The organism is Actinoallomurus spadix (assembly GCF_024055725.1).
Lineage (GTDB): Bacteria > Actinomycetota > Actinomycetes > Streptosporangiales > Streptosporangiaceae > Actinoallomurus > Actinoallomurus spadix.
This window is the reverse complement of sequence record NZ_JAMXMX010000016.1, coordinates 80061-97039: the sequence shown is the minus strand read 5'-3', so window position 1 is coordinate 97039 and position 16979 is coordinate 80061. Positions and strand designations below refer to the sequence as shown.

Below are 16979 nucleotides of genomic sequence, written 5' to 3'. Positions count from 1 at the left end.
GGACGCGGGTCCCGGGACGGCGTGGCGTACCCGGGGCCCGCGCACCGTTCTCACAGGCCGACGGCGAGGTACTTCAGCTCGACGTAGTCGTCGATGCCCTCGAAACCGCCCTCGCGCCCGATCCCGGACTCCTTGACCCCGCCGAACGGCGCCGCCGGGTTGGACACGAGCCCGCGGTTGATCCCGACCATCCCGGTCTCCAGCACCTCCCCGACCCGCAGCGCACGGCTCAGGTCACGGGTGTAGGCGTAGGCCACCAGGCCCGCCTCGGTGTCGTTGGCCGCCGCGATCATGGACGCCTCGTCGGGGAAGGCGGCGATCGGCGCGACCGGGGCGAAGATCTCCTCGCGCATCACGCGGGCGTCCACCGGCACGCCGCTCAGCACGGTCGGCGGGTAGAACCACCCGGGTCCGTCATCGGGCTTGCCTCCCGTACGCAGGGTCGCGCCGCGTTCGAGGGCGTCGGTCACCAGGCCGGCGACCCGGTCGCGCGCCCGCTGGTCGATCAGCGGGCCGACCTCCGTCTCCGGGTCGAGACCGGGACCGAGCCGGAGGGCGCCGAGCCGCTCGGCGAGGCCGGCCGCGAAGTCCTCGGCGACGGCCTCGTGGACGATGAACCGGTTCGCCGCGACGCACGACTCCCCGGTGTTGCGCATCTTGGCCAGCACGGCGCCGTTCAGCGCGGCGTCCAGGTCCGCGTCGTCGAACACGAGGAACGGGGCGTTCCCGCCGAGTTCCATCGTCGTCCGCAGCACCTTGCCCGCGGCCTGCTCCATGAGCTTCCTGCCCACGGGCGTCGAGCCGGTGAAGGACAGCAGCCGCAGCCGGCCGTCGGCGACGAGCGCGTCGGTCACCTCGGGCGCGCGGTTCGTCGGCAGCACGCTGAGAACGCCCTCCGGCACGCCGGCGTCGGCCAACAGGCCGCCCAGCGCCAACGCGGACAGCGGCGTCGCCTCGGCCGGCTTGATGATCATCGTGCAGCCCGCGGCGATCGCCGGGCCGACCTTGCGGGTGACCATCGACAGCGGGAAGTTCCACGGCGTGACCAGATAGGCCGGGCCGGTCGGCTGCCGGGTCGTCAGGATCCGGTAGTCGCCGCCCGGGGCGACCCGGTACTCGCCGCCGACGCGGACCGCCTCCTCGGCGTACCAGCGCAGGAACTCGGCGGCATAGGCGACCTCGCCCAGCGACTCGGCCAGCGGGCGTCCCATCTCCCGGGTCGTGAGCCGGGCCAGTTCCTCGGCGCGCTCGTGCATCAGCTCGTACGCGCGGCGCAGGATCTCCGAACGCTCGCGCGGCGCGGTCGCCGCCCAGGACGCCTGGGCAGCCGCGGCGGCGTCGAGCGCGCGCACCGCCGCGTCGGCGCCGGCGTCCGCGACCGAGGCGAACACCTCGCCGGTCGACGGATCGGTGACGTCGAAGGACGTCTCCGCCGCCGTCCAGGTGCCGCCGATGAAGAGCCTGTTCTCCATGCTGATCGCCTCCCAGAGCCTCTCGCTCCGCACGTTACCCACCGAGACGGGGGCCATCCTCCGCAGGTCGGCACCGGCACGGCGGACGCTCTGGCGTCCCTAGGCATACCTGAACCGACGCCCTAGGCATACCTAAGTCGGCGCCCCCTCGGCATACCTAAACCACAAAGACCCCGAAGTTCCGGTAAACATCCCGTAAACCTGGCAATCTGCCAGAGCGTCTCACGGAGTACCAACCAAAATCCTCCGGCTCGGCGCGTTCCGGGCCACCCTCAATATGACCAAGGGGCCAACCGTATGAAGTTCACGCTGGAAGAGGTGAAGTCCCAGACCTTCAAGGCCCGGGACGCCTGGTGGACGGTGTTCCTCGTGGATCCCCTGGCCGGCCGGCTCGTCGTCGGAACCGCCAACCGCACCTCCATCACGCCGAACCAGATCACCTGGGGCGCGCTCTTCCTCGGCCTCGGCTCGGCCGGCTGTTTCCTCACGGCGGACTGGAAGTGGCTGGTCCTGGGCGCCGTTCTCTACCACTTCAGCTTCGTGCTGGACTGCATGGACGGCAAGATCGCGCGGCTCAAGGGCACCGGTACGGTGCTCGGCGGCTGGCTCGACTACGTCTTCGACCGCATCCGGGTCCTCACCTGCACCCTCGCGCTGATGTGGGGGGAGTACCACCACACCGGCAAGGACATCTACCTCCTCCTCGGCATCGCGGTCGTGTTCCTCGACATGCTCCGCTACGTCGACGCCCTCCAGGTGGCGAAGGTCCGGCGCCAGATGCGCGCGGAGCTCAAGAAGGCGGTCGAGGAGTCGACCGCCGGCCAGACGCCCGTGTTCGCCGAGGACCTGCTGCGTGAGGACCCCGAGCTCGACCCGGACGAGATCAAGACGCGTGCCGTCGAGGTCATCGACCTGCAGCAGGAGTTCCGCTCCCGCTTCTCCTGGTACATCCGCGTCCGCGACTGGCTGCGTGACCACCGCGTCCGTACCCACCTGGTGAGCGGCATCGAGTTCCAGATGGCGGTGTTCATCATCGCCCCGCTGGTGAACCAGATCATCCCCGTCACCATCGGCGCGGCCGCCCTGTTGCTCGTGTTCGAGTTCGCCATCATGTACAAGCTGTGGCTGTCCTCCCGCGACTTCACTCGCGCCCTCGCGGAGATCAAGAAGGGGAGCCCCGAGCCCGCACGGGTCTCGTGACCGGTTCGTCCACCCCTTCCCTAGAGCCCGGTACGACGCCCGGGCCGGAACCGCTCTTCGGCGGCCCCGGCCCGGGCATTTGTTTTGACCAGATTTTTGCGGGCACGTGGCGTTCATCACAGCCCACCATCGGAGGCAATCATGTCGACCGCCACAGTGGCCGTCATCGTGATCGTCGCGGTGCTGGTCGTCGTGGCCTTGGGCCTCCTCGCCCATCGGCAGCAGCAGCGCCGCCGGCTGCGCGAGAGGTTCGGGCCCGAGTACGACCGCACCGTGGAACGTCATAACAACACCCGAGAGGCCGAGCAGGAACTGCGCGCCCGCGAGCAGCGGCACCGGGAACTGCCGATCCGTCCCCTCGACCCGGCGGCGCGCGACCGGTACCGCGCCGACTGGCAGCGGGTACAGGAACACTTCGTCGACTCCCCCCAGAGCGCCGTGGCCGAGGCGGACAACCTTCTCGTCCGCGTGATGAAGGACCGCGGCTACCCCACCGAGGACTACGAGCAGCAGGTCGCGGACCTGTCCGTGGAGCACGCCGGCACGATCGGCCGGTACCGGACGGCCCACGACATCCGCGGCCGAGCCGACGCGGGGCGGGCGAGCACCGAGGACCTGCGCCAGGCGATGGTCCACTACCGCGCCCTGTTCGCCGACCTGCTCGGCGACGATGGGGCGTCCGGCCCCCGCGAGCCCGCCGGCACCCGGCGCGCCGACGAGCCGGACCGGTCCGGGCGCGCCGATGAAGCGGACCGATCCGGGTCGGCCGAGGGTCCGGTCCGGTTCCAGCGGGTCGACGAGTCCGGCGAGCCGGTCAAGTCCGGCGAGTCACGGGAGGACGCCGAGGCAACGAAGGGACGGAGACGATGAGGGATCGCCAGGACCGGACCGATGAACGTGCCCGTCCCCTGCCCGGTGACCGCCCCGTCGCGGGCGTGCCGGTGACCGGCGCCGACGAGGGACGCGGGCGGACGGCCGCCGAGGACCGCGACACGGAACCGGACAAGATCATCCTGTCGAGCCGCACCGAGGACGAGCAGCGGAGCACGACCGGCTCCGGCCGCGACGACTCCCGCGCGTCCCAGGTCGTGCCGGGCGGACCGGCCGACCCGCTGGGCGAGCGTACGGCCGGGCCCACGGCCACCGCCCGGCCGTACGCTCCTGGCGGATCGCCGGCGTCGACGGCCCCGGTGGCCACACCGGACCCCGGCGCCACGGCGGACGGGTCCGGCCCGGGCGCGACGCCGGATACGGCAGCCGAACGGCTGATCCGCCGGGACGACGCGGACCGGTTCTCATCGCGGTGGCGCGAGGTCAAGGCCGGCTTCGTCGACGACCCGCGCGACGCCGTGAAGCAGGCCGGTGCCCTGTGCGAGGAGGCCGTGACCGCGCTGACCGGTGCCCTGGCGGATCAGCAGCGGGGCCTGCGGGACCGGTGGAACGGCGACGCGGACACCGAGCGCCTGCGCACGGCGCTGCGCGCCTACGGCGATCTGCTCGACCGCCTCACCTCACTCTGACGCCACCGGCCAGGCCGTGGGAGCGGCGGGCGCCTCGGGCGCCCGCCGCTTCGCGTTGACGTCAGGCAACGGCCCCCGGGAGAACCTCGCGGGCCTCGCCGCCCTGGGATTCACGAAGGGTGCGGGGCGGACAGGCGGGCGCTCAGCCAGGCGTACGCCTGCGGCAGCATCGAATTCCAGACGGAGGCGTTGTGGCCGCCCTTGGGCAGGACGTACAGGAAGGCCGTCGTCGGCGGCCGTACCAGCGGCATGATCTGGTTGATCGCCCGATCGGACCCACGGTCCTGCCGGGTGCCCGCCAGCAGCAGGGCGATCGGCGGGCGGTGCGTGCGCAGCAGGTCGAGCACCGAGTTCTGGGTGAACAGGGCGTGGTCGCGGCGGACCTCCGGCGTCTGGGGCACGGCGTCTCCCTGCATCGTGACGGCCGCGCTGAACAGGTCGGGCCGGCGGATCGCCATCTTCGCCGCGCAGTAGCCGCCGGTGGAGAAGCCCATGAGCCCCCAGGCGCTCCGATCCGGCTGGACGCGGAACGCCCGTGTCACCGCCTGGCGTACGTCGTCGGTGAGCCAGGTCTCGACGCGGGGCCCGCCGGGGAAGTCGACGCACTCGGTGTCGCGGCCGTGCACGACCGTCGTCACGGGGGCGACCAGGATGAACGGATGCGCGTGGCCGGACGCCATGGCCTCCTTGAGGGCGATGGCGCCGTGGACGGCGTGGAACCACGTCGAGGGGGTCCCGGGGTAGCCGGGCAGCAGTTCCACGACGGGATAGGTCTGGTGGGCGTTGGCCGGCGAACCGTAGCCGGGCGGCACCCAGACCAGGATGCGGGAGCGCACGCCGGAGCGCTCGCCGGTGACCGTCGCGGTGTAGACGTCCGGATCCACCTTCGCGGTCCGTTCGAAGCGCACCCGCGCGCCCGTGCCTCCCGCGCCGACCTGCTCGATGGGGGTCCCCCCGCCCTTGCCGCCGCCGAACAGGTCGCTCCATGAGGCGTAGAACTCGAAGTAGTGGTTCAGGCCGACTCCGCCGACGAGGACCGCGAACACCTGGCATATGACGATCATGAACAGGCGGCCCGCGACGGCGAGCCGCCCCGTCACGCGGTTCCACAGGTAGAGGCAGGCCACCGGGCCCGCGACGGCGAGGACGATGACCGCGACGAGTAGCGGCCAGCCCATCAGTCCCATGAAGTCCCCCGGAGAACCGTTGACGCGAGCAGGCCGAGGCTAAGCGGCGGACAGCGGCCTCGCCTCCCGGTTCATCCTCATTTCGGGCGTTGTTCACCCCCGGAATCCGCCCGCGGCCCGTTCGCGGCTCGCCCGTGGCCCGCCCGCGGCGCGCGTCCGGCGGCCGGCGGTCCCGTCCGTGCGCACGAGGGGCCGGGTGGACGCGCCACCCGGCCCCGGTCGCTCGTCGCCGTGCCGTCAGCGGGCGAGGAAGGCGATCACCGCGTCCCGGCCCGCGTGACCGTGCTCGCGGTTCTGGATCGAGTGCGAGGCGCCCTTGACGACGACGACCTTGCCGTTCGGCGCGTGCGCCGCCTCCTCGTACGCCCACTCGAGCGGCGTGGACAGGTCGTGGTCGCCGTTCAGCAGCAGCACCGGGACGCCGGGCAGGCGGGCCGGCGGCTCGGCGGCCGGGCGTGAGGACCAGCGCAGGCACTCCTGGGTGAAACCGTTGCCCGCCGACGTCGCGAGCGTGTAAGGCCATACGCGGCGCGGGTCGGTGCGCCGGAGCGTCCGGTCCAGCCTCGCCTGCCGGCTGCCCAGGGGCGCGTCGGACCGGCCCCACGGAAAGACTCCGTCGGAGCAGAACGCGTCGATGTGCAGCCCGGAGCTGTACGAGGTGACGGGGTCCCCGCCCGGCGCCAGGTCGGCGATGATCGTGTCGAGGCGGGCCGGATCGCCGTGCCGGGCGGCGTGCAGCGCGCCGACGAGGTCGCCGTGCCCGGAGGGCAGGCCGGGCGGGTTCGGGTCGCGGTAGGTCGGGTCCAGGAACTCGTAGGACACGATCGTGTCGAAGATCTTCACCCCGTCCGCGGCGGTGCGGTGGCGGACCACCCAGGCCAGGTCCTCGGCGGGGTCGGAGGCGCAGGCGGGCGCGGTCGCGCAGGCGTCGCGCAGCACCCGCGCCTGGGCGTGCAGGCCGACGAAGTACAGGCCGTCGTCGGCCTGCGGGTCGACGTGCGGCAGCACCGAGTCGAGGACGACCTTACGGACGCGGGCCGGATGGGCGACGGCGTACCGGGCCGCGGTGAAGCTGCCGTACGAGACGCCGTCGACGACCATCGTGTCCACGCCGAGCGCCCGGCGGAGCGCCTCATAGTCGGCGACGGTCTGTTCGGTGCTGTAGAGGCCGCGCCGGCCGCCGAGGACGCCGGCGCACTCCTCGATGGCGGCGGAGGTGGGCGCGGCGATGTCGGAGCTGCCGACCTCGGCCTGCAGCCGCGGGCAGTCGATCGCGCCGAACTCACCGGTGCCGCGCTGGTCCAGCATGACGAACCGGTAGTCCTTGGCGAGCTCCGGCAGCCGCTGTGTGGCGATCCGGGAGATGTACGGCACGCCGGGCTGGCCGGGCCCGCCGGTGAGGAACAGCAGGACGCCCTTCGGCGCGCCCGTGTTGTCCGCGGTGGCGACCTGCAGGTCGAGCGTCCCGGGCACCTTGCCGCGATGGTCGAGCGGGACGCGCAGTGTGGAGCAGGTGAAGCCGGGCTGGTCCGGGCAGGGGTGCGGGTCGGCCAGCCGGGGGCGGCCCGGTGCGGCCGGAGCCCCGGCGGGGTGCGCGGTGCCGCGGGCCGCCGGTGACGGGGTGCCGTCCGCGGCGGCCGGGCCGCCGATCGCGGCCACGGTGGTGGCGACGACCGCGGTGACGAGAAGTCGTGATCGCATGTGCGGATTCTGACGACCGGCCGCGCCGGGGACCATCCCCGGCGCACGGGTTGGCGCTTCTCTGACCTCTGCCGGCCATTCGGTACGCCGTACGGCCGCCTTGTGCGTCCCCGGACCCGGCGGTGGCGGAGTGAACGTGAGCCAGGGCCGGGCGCGGGTGAAGCCGGGCCGGACGCGGCGGTGGCGGTGTGGACGCGGAGGAGGGCGGGGCGCTGCGGACGTCAATCGATCACCGTGACCGCGCCAGAACTGGGCCAAGTCCCGCGCGCTCGCCGGATCGCCCGGGGAGCGCGCGGCTAGCGTCTGCGCTGATCACCACCAGGGGGGACGTCATGCGCTCATACGCGATCACCGCACTCATCGGCACCGGCCTGCTCGGTCTGGCCCCGCAGGCTCAGGCGGCGCACGCCCGGCCGGCGCACCCGCAGCCGGAACGGCCCGGCGCGCAGAACGCCGCGCACGCCCGGCCCGCCGACGCACAGCACGAGGCGGCACGGCCCGGCGCGCAGAACGCCGCCCACGCGCAGCCCGAGCACGCGCGGCAGGCGGCGGTGCCCGCCGCCCACGTGCGGGGTGGGCAGACCCGGCCTCTCGCGCACACCGCCGTCCAGGCGAGGCGCGCCGAGCCGCGTCCCGACCGCCCCGGCGAGCAGAACGCCGGCGTCCGGCCGGGAGACGCGCAGCAGGGCCGGCCGATGCCCGGGCGTCCGGTGCGGATCCGGCCCGGCGACCCGCAGCCGCAGCCGCAGCCGGGCCGGTCGGCCTACGCGATGCACCTCACCGGACAGGCCGCGCACTGGGAGGTCTCGCCCGGCGAGCTGCAGACGGTGCGCTGGACGCTCACCAACACCGGCAACCGGCCGCTCGAACACGCGCAGCTGGTCGCCGCCATCCCGGCCGGCTGGTCCGCCCGCGAAGGGCGGGGCTGCCTGCGCCGCGGCGAGTACCTGGGCTGTGACCTGGGTGCGCTCGCGCCGGGGCACAGCGCGGCCGTCCTCGTCCCGATGGTCGTTCAGGGCCGGCCCGGTGCCGTGCGGCTGACCGCCTGGTCGCGGGGGATGGTGGGAGTGCTGACCATTCCGGGCCCGCAGACCTCGATCCGCGTCATGGTGAGGGAACGTCGATAGATCCTGGCCAAGACGGACCTCCTGGGGCCAAACTGAACGGAATTCGGTTCTGCTTCCAGGAGGTACCGGTGCCCGAGTTCACCATGACGATCGGCGGCGCGGCCGTGGAGACCACGGCGGCGTTCGAGGTGATCAATCCGGCGACCGGGTCGCCGCACGCCGCCGCGCCGGACTGCTCGCGAGCCCAGCTCGACGCGGCGTTCGACGCGGCGGCGACGGCGTACCCGGCATGGCGGAGCGGCGAGGCCACCCGGCGCACGGCGCTGAAGGCCGCGGCGGACGTGCTCATGGCCGCGGCCGGCGGTGACCTCGCCGCGACTTTGACGGCAGAGCAGGGCAAACCCCTCCAGGACGCCCGGGTCGAGATCATGGGTGCCGCCATCTGGCTCCAGCACTTCGCCGATCTGGAGATCCCCCGCGAGGTCATCCAGGACGACGACCGCGCCAGGGTGGAGGTCGTACGCCGCCCGCTCGGGGTCGTCGCGGCGATCACGCCGTGGAACTTCCCGCTCATCCTCGCCGCGTGGAAGATCGCCCCGGCGCTGCTGGCCGGCAACACCGTCGTTCTCAAGCCCTCCCCGTACACCCCGCTGACGACACTGAAGGTCGGCGAACTGCTGCGTGAGGTGCTCCCGCCCGGCGTACTGAACGTCGTCAGCGGCGGCGACGACCTCGGCGCGTGGATGACCTCGCACCCGGTGCCGCGCAAGATCAGCTTCACCGGGTCGATCGAGACGGGTAAGAGGGTCGCCGCGGCGGCGGCCCCGGACCTCAAGCGGACCACCCTGGAGCTCGGCGGCAACGACCCGGCGATCGTGCTCGACGACGCCGACCCGGCGCTGGTCGCCGGTCGGGTCTTCGACCAGGCCTTCGCCAACAACGGCCAGGTGTGCTCGGCCATCAAGCGGGTGTACGTCCCGGACCGGCTGTACGACGACGTCGTCGAGGCGCTCGCCGCGAAGGCGCGGTCGGTGAAGGTGGGGAACGGCCTCGACGAGGGCGTCCAGTACGGTCCGGTCAACAACCGGCCGCAGTACGAGCGGGTCCGGGAACTGGTGGCCGACGCGCTCGCGCACGGGGCGCGGGCCGCGGCCGGCGGCGCGCCGATCGACGGCCCCGGCTACTTCTTCGCGCCGACCATCCTGACCGACGTCGCCGAGGGGATCCGGATCGTCGACGAGGAGCAGTTCGGGCCGGCCCTGCCCGTGCTGCGGTACACCGACGTCGAGGACGCGGTCGCCCGCGCGAACGCCACCCACTTCGGCCTGTCCGGCTCCGTCTGGGGCACCGACGCGGACCGGGCCGCCGAGGTCGCCGAGCGCCTGGAGTGCGGGACCGCCTGGGTGAACACGCACCTGGCCCTCGCGCCGCACCAGCCGTTCGGCGGTTTCAAGTGGAGCGGTATCGGCGTCGAGAACGGAACGTGGGGCCTCGCCGGCTTCACCGAGATTCAGGTCGTGCACCGCGCCAAGCGCTGACCGCCACTCCGGGGCGGGACACGCGCCCGGGCACCGGCGCCGGAAGGCGCCGGGTCATCTCAGGTTCGTCAAGTTCGCCGCGAAGACGGTACTTCTGCCGAATCTGCCGGGACCCGACCGCCTACGATGAGCGCGTGCCCGAACTGTTGTTCCCCTTCCTGGGCGTCGTCGCGCTCCTCACCGTGACCCCCGGCCCCGACATGCTCCTCGTCGTACGCAACGGCCTGAGCGCCGGCAGCCGTGCCGCCTGGCTGACCGGGCTGGGCTGCTGCCTGGGCATCTCGGTCCACGCCACGGCGGCGGTGCTCGGGCTGTCCGCGATCCTCGCCGCCTCCGCCACCGCGTACACGGTGGTCAAACTGGCGGGCGCCGCCTATCTCGCCTATCTGGGCGTCCGGATGCTGATCTCGGCGATCATGTCCGTCGACGGCGCCGGAGAGGCCGAGACCGGCGCCGCTCTGGAGGCGATGCCCGGTGCGGCGGTCGCCGAGGCGGCGGTTCCGGCGCACCCGGTCGCGACGACGGCGGCCCCGGGGAGGCGTGACCCGGCCGGGCGTGTCCGCAGAGCGGCGCCGGGCACGGCGGACGGCCCGCGGTCCGCGTCCCCCACCGGCGGCGCCGTCTTCCGGCAGGGCCTGATCACCAACCTGCTCAACCCGAAGATCGCGCTGCTCTTCCTGACCCTGCTGCCGCAGTTCGTGGCGCACGACGAACCCCGGCTGCGCACGACCGCGACCCTCGCCGTCATCTTCCTCGCGGTCGCGGTGGTGTGGTGGCGGACCTTCTCCTTCGCGATCGGGCCGATCTCCCGGGTGCTGCGCGGAGGCACGGCCCGGCGGGTCCTCGACGGCCTGGCCGGCGCCGCGCTGATCGCCATCAGCGCCGCGGTGGCCCTGGAGGGCGATCGCTAGCCGGGCCCAGCCAGGTGCGCAGTGCCCACCACCAGTGCGCGGAGTGGGCGACCGCCCCGCCGGTCGGCGGCACCAGGCACCGGCCGGTGATGTCGCCGAATCGCCGCACGCGGTACTTCACGGTGTTCGGGTGGACGTGCAGGGCCCCGGCCGTCGGCTCGATCCGCTTGTCGTTGTCGAGGTAGGCCAGGGCGGTCTCGGCGAGTTGCCGGTGGAAGTCATCGCGCGGATCCAGCCGGTCGAGGAGGGTGTCGGCCAGCAGCCGCCCGAGGTCCGGCGCGCCCGAGGTCGCCACCGCGAGAGCGAGGTCGGGCAGCCGGTGCAGGCCGTGTTCCCCGTCGACCGCGCCCAGCGCCGCCCGGCAGAGCGCGTACATCGCGGGGATGTCGGCCAGGGGCACCGCCGGGGACGCGACCAGCAGCGGCGTGCCGGGTGGCAGGTCCGGCAGCCGCGGCACGAGCGCGGCGAGGCGGCCGTCGACCAGCCCGCACAGGCCACCGGTGAGCCGCCGCTCCAGGGACACGGCCGTGCGCGGGTCGGCGACGTCGCCGGCCAGGCAGTGGTAGGCGCGCGCGGCGTCGAGCGGCGCGAGGTCACCGCCCTCGCCGTGCAGCACGCGCCGCAGCACCTGCGCGTGCGCGTCGCGCGTCGTCCGCGCCATCTCCATCTCGGCGATCCGGTGCGCGTGGACCATGCGGTGCTCCAGCGCCGTGGTGACCGCGTCGATCCGGATCATCCCCTCGAGGAGGTCGTCGGCGGGCAGCCCCGCGGCGCGGCCGCGTTCGACGACCGTGCGCACGATCAGTGCCCGCCCGGCCTGGAACCCGTCGAGGAGCGCGGCGACCGGCACACCCTGGCGCGCGCGGTCGGCGCCGAGCCGCCCGGCGGCCCGCAGGTCCGTCTCGGCCAGCTCTCCCCCCGCCGTGATCGCGCCGATCGCGGCCCGCACCACCGCCCGTACGTGCCGGCGGACCTCGTCCTCCGGGAGGGCCGCGACCGGGGCGGAGTGCACCCGGGCGGCCCGCACGGCGGCGTCCGCGATCGCTCCGTCGTCGTCTCTCAACAGCTCGCTGAACCGGTCCATTGGCCCCTTCGGATAATCACCGCAAGCTTCCTTGGCGCCGGCACGGCTATGCGAGGCGTCATCGGATCAGGTTTGGTATTAGGAGACAACCGGCGAAGGAGTCAACCCCATGGCAGACGAGTTCCTGGACAAACTGCCCCCGCAAGAGCTGATCTTCAACCTGCCGCCGACGTTCGAGACGGTCGAGGAGGAGCGGCGGCATCGCAAGGAGCGGCTCGCGGCGGCGCTGCGGCTGTTCGGCAAGTTCGGCTTCGAGGAGGGTGTCGCCGGGCACATCACCGCGCGCGACCCCGAGCTGACCGACCACTTCTGGGTGAACCCGTTCGGGATGTCGTTCAAGCACATCCGGGTGAGCGACCTCATCCTCGTGAACCACGAGGGCAAGGTCGTCCAGGGCCGCTACCCCGTCAACGAGGCGGCGTTCGCCATCCACTCCCAGATCCACCAGGCGCGGCCCGACGTCGTGGCCGCCGCGCACAGCCACTCCGTGCACGGCCGGGCGCTGTCGGCCCTCGGCGAGTTGCTGGAGCCGATCACGCAGGACGTGTGCGCGTTCTACGAGGACCACGCCCTGTTCGACGACTACACCGGCGTGGTGACCGACCTGGAGGAGGGCCGGCGCATCGCCACGACCCTCGGCGACCGGAAGGCCGTGATCCTGCGCAACCACGGCCTGGTCACGGTCGGGGACACGGTCGACGCCGCCGCCTGGTGGTTCATCACGATGGAGCGCTCCTGCCAGGTCCAGCTGCTCGCCAAGGCCGCCGGCCGGGTGGTGCACATCTCCCAGGAGAACGCCAAGCTCACCCACGACCAGCTCGGCAACGACCTCGTGGCGTGGATCAACTACCAGCCGCTGTACGACCAGATCGTCCGCGAACAGCCCGACCTGTTCGAGTGACGATCGGCCGGCCCGGCGGCGCGGCCCGCGCCGCCGGAATATCCGCAGGGGGCGGCCATTTCCAGTTCCGTAGGCATACGACTGGAAGGGTGACCCCGATGCTGTTCGGTGAAGAGCACGTACGCCGCTACGTCGAGACCGACGGGGCGGAGGGCCATGACTGGCAGGGCACGGTCACGCTGCTCCTGACGACCACCGGCCGCAAGACCGGCCGGCGGCGTACGACCCCGCTGATCTACCAGAAGAACGGCGACGACTATCTCGTCGTCGCGTCCAAGGGCGGCGCGGACGAGCCTCCGCTGTGGTACCTCAACCTCCAGGCCGACCCGGAGGTGACCGTGCAGGTGCGCGGTGACAGGTTCACCGCGCGCGCCCGCACGGCCACCCCGGAGGAGAAGCCCGGCCTGTGGCGGAAGATGACCGCCACCTGGCCTGCGTACGACGAGTACCAGCAGAAGACCTCACGGGATATCCCCGTCGTGGTGCTCGAACGCGTCTGACGCGTCCGGTCTCACGGCAGGAGCTCGCTCCACAGGGGGACGCGCGGCTCGATCAGCAGCCGCATCCCCGCCTCCTCCGGCGTGCGGTCGCGCTTGCGATTGTTGCACGGGCCGCACGCCAGGACGGTGTTCTCCCAGGTCGACCCGCCGCCGCGCGACTGCGGGAAGATGTGGTCCACCGTGTTCCCGCGCCCGCCGCAGTAGGCGCACAGCCCGCGGTCCCGACGCCGGAGCCCCCGCTTGCCCCACGCCGGGCGATGGCCGTGCCGCCACCGCATCGTGACATAGCGGACGAGCCGCAGCACCCGCGGTAACGGGAAGTGACCGATCCGCCGGCCCTCGACCGCCTCCTCGACCACCGCGACGCCGCGTACGAGCATCCGTACGGCGTGCCGCACGTCGACCTTGTGCAGCGGCTCGTACGACGCGTTCAGCACGAGTACGTACACCGAAAATCCCCTATCGAATGAAAAGGCCGCTCCCGGAGCTCCGGAGGCGGCCGACGTCGTGTCAGGGCGTCATTCGCCCTGACGGTGGTCTCCGTCGGCTATTCGATCGTGTCTGCGGTGCCGGTCCGGGCCGTACTCGACCGGGTCACCACAGGCCAGAACCTCGGTGGACATGCGTGAGCGCCGCTCCGGCGGGGTGTGCGCGGCCGGTGCGTCGCTCGGCGTCTCGTCCGCCGACTCGATGTGGTCGTGCATCCTCTCCCCCCTTTCTTCCCCGAAAACGGGAATAGCATGATTCAACGGTGGCACCGCGGGCAACGCCTTTTTCGGAATATCCCACGGGATGCGGCCCGCGGCAATGGGCATATCGGTCACCCGCTCCGGGCGCGCTCCGCCGCGCCGGCCCCCTTCAGGTCCTCTCCGGGTGCGCGCCGGCGCGCCGGCCACCTCCACGCCCGCTTCGGTACGCCGGCCGCCGATGCGGCCGTCTCCTCCGGAGACGCGCACGCATCGGCCAGGCAGGGCCCACGTCCGCGGCCGGTTACCGTACGAGCTCCCGGATCGCGGTGAGCGTGCGCTCGCCTCCCGGGTCGCCGCCCGTCGCCGGAACGACCGCGACCTCGTCCACGCCGGCGTCGGCGTACTCCCGCAGGCGCGCCCGCACCTCGCCGGCGGCGCCCACCAGCCCCACCCTGGCCGCGACGTCGAAGGGCAGCGCGGTCAGCAGTTCCTTCGGCTCGGCTCCGGCGCGGGCCATCTCCACCGCGTCGCCCAGCCCGACGCCGCCGAACGTCTCGGCGTACTCGGCGAGCCCGAGGTACGGGACGATGCTCCACATCAACTGGGCGTACGACTCGGGCGTCGGGTCGACGGCCGCGGGCAGCCGCGCGACGAGCCGGGGCGCGCGGCGCCCGGCCTCGCCCGCCGCCTCGTCCAGCTTCGCCCGCAGGCCTGCGGCGACCGGCGGGGACACCATGTCGGCCACCATCCGGTCCGCGTGCCGGGCCGCCGTGCGCACCGCGCCGTCGCCGAGGGCCGCCACGCTGAGCGGGCCGCCGGGCGGTGCCAGCCTGAGCCGGAACCCGTGGGTCCGCACGACCTCACCGTCCAGGTCGACCCGCTTGCCCGCCAGCAGGCCGCGGACGGCACGCGCGCTCTCCTCCAGGGCGGTCGCCGAGCCCTCCGGGGAGCGGCCGTGCCACCGCTCCGCCACCCGCGGACTCGACGTGCCGAGCGCCACCCCGATCCGCCTGCGGGTGAGGGCGGCGACCGACGCGGCCCCCATCGCGATCATCATCGGGTCGCGGACGGTCACGGAGAGCGGGCCGACGGTCATCTCGATCCGGTCCGTGGCCAGGCCGATCGCCGACGCCAGGGCGAACGCGTCCCACGTGTCCGTCTCGCCGATCCAGAGTTCCCCGAACCGCAACCGGTCGGCGATCGCCGCCGTGTGCAGGGCCTCTTCCGGCGGGCGGTCGGGCCAGTTTCCGATAACGACGCTCGTGTCCATGACGTTCATCGAACCAGAGGGCCCGGCGACACGGGGCCGCACCACGGGTGGGCGGCGTGGACGCGGTACGAACGCCCCGTACAGTGGTCGCCGTGGCTGAAGAGGCATGGAAGGTAGAACCCTCGGGACCGCTGCGCGGCGACATCCACGTGCGCGGGTCGAAGAACGCCGTCACCAAGCACATGGTGGCGGCGATGCTAGCCGAGGGAGAGAGCACGATCCGCAACGCCCCCGAGGTGGGCGACGTGGAGATCACCGGCGCGATGCTGGAGGCCCTGGGACACACCGTCGAACGCGACGGCCCCGACATCACGATCTCGCCGGGAGCGGTGACCGAGCCGCGCGTGCCCCGGGCGTTCACCGGGCTCAACCGCATCCCCATCCTCATGGTCGGCCCGCTGCTGCACCTCACCGGCGAGGCGTTCGTGCCCCTGGTGGGCGGTGACCCGATCGGCCGCCGGCCCGTCGACTTCCACGTCGACGCCCTGCGCGCGATGGGCGCGGAGGTGGAGGTCGGCGACACCGGCATCGCCGCCCGCGCGAGCCGCCTGTACGGCGCGCGGATCGACCTGCCCTACCCCAGCGTCGGCGCCACCGAGACCGTCCTGATGACCGCGGTGCTGGCGGAGGGCAAGACCGTGCTGCGGGGCGCGGCGATGGAGCCCGAGGTCGTCGAGCTCGCGTTGTTCCTGCAGCGCATGGGCGCGCACATCGAGCTGAGCCCCGACCGCCGCATCGTGATCGAGGGCGTCGACCGGCTGAAGGGCGCGTCGACGCGGCTCGCCGGCGACCGCCTGGAGGCGTTCTCCTACCTCGTCGCCGGCCTCATCACCCGCGGTGAGGTCCGCGTGCACGGCTGCTCGCAGGACCGCCTCGTCACCGCGATCACCACGCTGGCCCGGATGGGCGCCCGCTTCGAGATCACCGACGAGTGGATCACCGCGTCCGCTCCGGACGGGCTGCGCCCGGCCGCCGTGCACACCGACACCCACCCGGGCTACATGACCGACTGGCAGCAGCCGCTCATGGTGCTGTTCACGCAGGCCGAGGGCATGTCGGTGCTCCACGAGACGGTGTTCGAGAACCGCCTGGTTTACGTTCCCGCGCTGAAGAAGATGGGGTGCGAGATCGAGGTCTTCAACGCCTGCCTCGGCGGCCCCGCCTGCCGGTTCCACGACAGCAACTCGGTGCACTCGGCGGTCGTGCGCGGGGTGTCGAAGCTGACCGGCGCCGACGTCACCATGCCCGACGTACGCGCCGGGTTCTCGGCCGTCCTGGCGGCGTCCGTGGCCGACGGCACGTCCACCCTGCGCGGCGTGCACCACATCGAGCGGGGCTATCACCGCCCGGCCGAGCAGTTCGCGTCCCTCGGTCTCAAGCTGGAGGCCGTCGCCGTCTGAGCGCCCGCGGCGGCCGTCGCGGGTCACGCCGCGGCGGCCTCCGGAATCAGGGGTGGTAGACCTCGGCGACCTTCGTGACGGTGCGGCCCTTCATCGTCAGGTAGGCGTCGACCTGCGCGCCGTCCTTGACGGCGGCTTCGAGTTGCCGCAGCGTGCAGGGCTTGACGCCGACACCGGTCTTGTCGTCCACCGTCGCGTCCTCGCCGGAGCAGATGTTCACCGCGCCGAGCACGGTGGCGTCCTTGGCGACGGTGGCGGTCTGCACGGGACCGGACGGCTCGATGGCCTCGTCGGGCTCCTGGACCTTCTTCGTGCCCTGGTACTCCAGGGCGCCCGAGGCGGCGTCGTACTTCTTGATCAGGACGACCGGCGTCGTCACGACCTTCCCGGAGTCCGCCGCCGCGGCCTTGGGCTTGGCGCCCGAGCACGCCCCGCTCAGCAGCAGGGCGGCCACCGCGCCGGCCGCCGCGAACACTCGCACCGATCTCGTCATGATCACGAGACGATACAACAGCGGCCGGTGCCGTGCCCGCCGAGCG

The 16979-nt window shown here is 72.9% G+C and carries 17 protein-coding genes; 9 read left to right on the top strand and 8 right to left on the bottom strand.

Features of this window, described 5'->3' with window-relative positions; translation table 11 throughout:
• Nucleotides 1–50: 50 nt before the first annotated feature.
• Nucleotides 51–1472 carry an NAD-dependent succinate-semialdehyde dehydrogenase gene (locus NE235_RS23585; protein WP_252806553.1) on the bottom strand — a complete coding sequence of 474 codons (1422 nt, stop codon included), beginning with the start codon at nucleotides 1470–1472 and terminating at the stop codon, nucleotides 51–53.
• A 297-nt stretch (nucleotides 1473–1769) separates the two neighbouring features.
• On the opposite strand from NE235_RS23585, the gene NE235_RS23580 reads away from it, so the two are divergent.
• The 3 genes from NE235_RS23580 (at nucleotide 1770) to NE235_RS23570 (ending at nucleotide 4192) form a co-directional block, all read left to right on the top strand.
• Nucleotides 1770–2672, top strand: coding sequence for a CDP-alcohol phosphatidyltransferase family protein (locus tag NE235_RS23580; protein WP_252806551.1), 903 nt, complete (start codon nucleotides 1770–1772; stop codon nucleotides 2670–2672).
• A gap of 141 nt (nucleotides 2673–2813) precedes the next feature.
• Entirely contained in the window at nucleotides 2814–3542 is a 729-nt protein-coding gene (locus NE235_RS23575) for a hypothetical protein (RefSeq protein ID WP_252806549.1), read from the top strand.
• Nucleotides 3539–4192 carry a hypothetical protein gene (locus NE235_RS23570; RefSeq protein WP_252806547.1) on the top strand — a complete coding sequence of 218 codons (654 nt, stop codon included), beginning with the start codon at nucleotides 3539–3541 and terminating at the stop codon, nucleotides 4190–4192. Before NE235_RS23575 ends, NE235_RS23570 begins: the two co-directional genes overlap by 4 nt.
• Nucleotides 4193–4302: 110 nt before the next feature.
• Here the strand turns inward: NE235_RS23570 and NE235_RS23565 are convergent, their stop codons facing one another.
• Both NE235_RS23565 and NE235_RS23560 read right to left on the bottom strand, forming a co-directional pair.
• Nucleotides 4303–5370, bottom strand: coding sequence for an alpha/beta hydrolase (locus NE235_RS23565; RefSeq protein WP_252806545.1), 1068 nt, complete (start codon nucleotides 5368–5370; stop codon nucleotides 4303–4305).
• A 246-nt stretch (nucleotides 5371–5616) separates the two neighbouring features.
• Nucleotides 5617–7080, bottom strand: coding sequence for an alpha/beta hydrolase (locus tag NE235_RS23560; protein WP_252806543.1), 1464 nt, complete (start codon nucleotides 7078–7080; stop codon nucleotides 5617–5619).
• Between the two features lie 332 nt (nucleotides 7081–7412).
• Between NE235_RS23560 and NE235_RS23555 the strand changes: the two genes are divergently transcribed.
• The 3 genes from NE235_RS23555 (at nucleotide 7413) to NE235_RS23545 (ending at nucleotide 10596) form a co-directional block, all read left to right on the top strand.
• On the top strand, nucleotides 7413–8207 hold the full coding sequence (locus tag NE235_RS23555) for an NEW3 domain-containing protein (protein ID WP_252806541.1): 795 nt from the start codon (nucleotides 7413–7415) through the stop codon (nucleotides 8205–8207).
• Between the two features lie 68 nt (nucleotides 8208–8275).
• The gene (locus NE235_RS23550; RefSeq protein WP_252806539.1) at nucleotides 8276–9685 is read left to right on the top strand and encodes an aldehyde dehydrogenase family protein; all 1410 of its coding nucleotides are present in this window, start codon (nucleotides 8276–8278) and stop codon (nucleotides 9683–9685) included.
• A gap of 134 nt (nucleotides 9686–9819) precedes the next feature.
• Nucleotides 9820–10596, top strand: coding sequence for a LysE family translocator (locus tag NE235_RS23545; RefSeq protein ID WP_252806537.1), 777 nt, complete (start codon nucleotides 9820–9822; stop codon nucleotides 10594–10596).
• Here the strand turns inward: NE235_RS23545 and NE235_RS23540 are convergent.
• Nucleotides 10562–11680 (bottom strand): helix-turn-helix domain-containing protein, encoded by a 1119-nt coding sequence (locus NE235_RS23540; protein ID WP_252806535.1) that lies wholly within the window; start codon nucleotides 11678–11680, stop codon nucleotides 10562–10564. The genes NE235_RS23545 and NE235_RS23540 overlap by 35 nt on opposite strands.
• A gap of 109 nt (nucleotides 11681–11789) precedes the next feature.
• Between NE235_RS23540 and NE235_RS23535 the strand changes: the two genes are divergently transcribed.
• A complete protein-coding gene (locus tag NE235_RS23535; RefSeq protein ID WP_252806533.1) occupies nucleotides 11790–12581 on the top strand; it encodes a class II aldolase/adducin family protein in 792 nt (263 codons plus the stop codon).
• 98 nt (nucleotides 12582–12679) lie between these two features.
• Nucleotides 12680–13081 carry a nitroreductase family deazaflavin-dependent oxidoreductase gene (locus NE235_RS23530; RefSeq protein WP_252806531.1) on the top strand — a complete coding sequence of 134 codons (402 nt, stop codon included), beginning with the start codon at nucleotides 12680–12682 and terminating at the stop codon, nucleotides 13079–13081.
• An 11-nt stretch (nucleotides 13082–13092) separates the two neighbouring features.
• On the opposite strand, the gene NE235_RS23525 is transcribed toward NE235_RS23530, so the two are convergent.
• The 3 genes from NE235_RS23525 to NE235_RS23515 all read right to left on the bottom strand — a co-directional run bounded on the left by NE235_RS23525 (nucleotide 13093) and on the right by NE235_RS23515 (nucleotide 15040).
• Nucleotides 13093–13530, bottom strand: coding sequence for an HNH endonuclease (locus tag NE235_RS23525; protein ID WP_252806528.1), 438 nt, complete (start codon nucleotides 13528–13530; stop codon nucleotides 13093–13095).
• A gap of 69 nt (nucleotides 13531–13599) precedes the next feature.
• Nucleotides 13600–13785, bottom strand: coding sequence for a hypothetical protein (locus tag NE235_RS23520; protein ID WP_252806527.1), 186 nt, complete (start codon nucleotides 13783–13785; stop codon nucleotides 13600–13602).
• Between the two features lie 286 nt (nucleotides 13786–14071).
• The gene (locus NE235_RS23515) at nucleotides 14072–15040 is read right to left on the bottom strand and encodes an LLM class F420-dependent oxidoreductase (RefSeq protein WP_252806525.1); all 969 of its coding nucleotides are present in this window, start codon (nucleotides 15038–15040) and stop codon (nucleotides 14072–14074) included.
• 92 nt (nucleotides 15041–15132) lie between these two features.
• Between NE235_RS23515 and murA the strand changes: the two genes are divergently transcribed.
• Nucleotides 15133–16440 carry a UDP-N-acetylglucosamine 1-carboxyvinyltransferase gene (murA, locus tag NE235_RS23510; protein ID WP_252806523.1) on the top strand — a complete coding sequence of 436 codons (1308 nt, stop codon included), beginning with the start codon at nucleotides 15133–15135 and terminating at the stop codon, nucleotides 16438–16440.
• 46 nt (nucleotides 16441–16486) lie between these two features.
• Here murA and NE235_RS23505 read toward each other — a convergent pair whose 3' ends face one another.
• The gene (locus NE235_RS23505; RefSeq protein WP_252806521.1) at nucleotides 16487–16933 is read right to left on the bottom strand and encodes a hypothetical protein; all 447 of its coding nucleotides are present in this window, start codon (nucleotides 16931–16933) and stop codon (nucleotides 16487–16489) included.
• Between the last annotated feature and the right edge of the window lie 46 nt (nucleotides 16934–16979).

Coding starts and splice junctions, on each gene's coding strand:
- NE235_RS23585 (WP_252806553.1), bottom strand. CDS start 1,472: ATGGAGAACAGGCTCTTCATCGGCGGCACCTGGACGGCGGCGGAGACG.
- NE235_RS23580 (WP_252806551.1), top strand. CDS start 1,770: ATGAAGTTCACGCTGGAAGAGGTGAAGTCCCAGACCTTCAAGGCCCGG.
- NE235_RS23575 (WP_252806549.1), top strand. CDS start 2,814: ATGTCGACCGCCACAGTGGCCGTCATCGTGATCGTCGCGGTGCTGGTC.
- NE235_RS23570 (WP_252806547.1), top strand. CDS start 3,539: ATGAGGGATCGCCAGGACCGGACCGATGAACGTGCCCGTCCCCTGCCC.
- NE235_RS23565 (WP_252806545.1), bottom strand. CDS start 5,370: ATGGGCTGGCCGCTACTCGTCGCGGTCATCGTCCTCGCCGTCGCGGGC.
- NE235_RS23560 (WP_252806543.1), bottom strand. CDS start 7,080: ATGCGATCACGACTTCTCGTCACCGCGGTCGTCGCCACCACCGTGGCC.
- NE235_RS23555 (WP_252806541.1), top strand. CDS start 7,413: ATGCGCTCATACGCGATCACCGCACTCATCGGCACCGGCCTGCTCGGT.
- NE235_RS23540 (WP_252806535.1), bottom strand. CDS start 11,680: ATGGACCGGTTCAGCGAGCTGTTGAGAGACGACGACGGAGCGATCGCG.
- NE235_RS23535 (WP_252806533.1), top strand. CDS start 11,790: ATGGCAGACGAGTTCCTGGACAAACTGCCCCCGCAAGAGCTGATCTTC.
- NE235_RS23530 (WP_252806531.1), top strand. CDS start 12,680: ATGCTGTTCGGTGAAGAGCACGTACGCCGCTACGTCGAGACCGACGGG.
- NE235_RS23520 (WP_252806527.1), bottom strand. CDS start 13,785: ATGCACGACCACATCGAGTCGGCGGACGAGACGCCGAGCGACGCACCG.
- NE235_RS23515 (WP_252806525.1), bottom strand. CDS start 15,040: ATGGACACGAGCGTCGTTATCGGAAACTGGCCCGACCGCCCGCCGGAA.
- NE235_RS23505 (WP_252806521.1), bottom strand. CDS start 16,933: ATGACGAGATCGGTGCGAGTGTTCGCGGCGGCCGGCGCGGTGGCCGCC.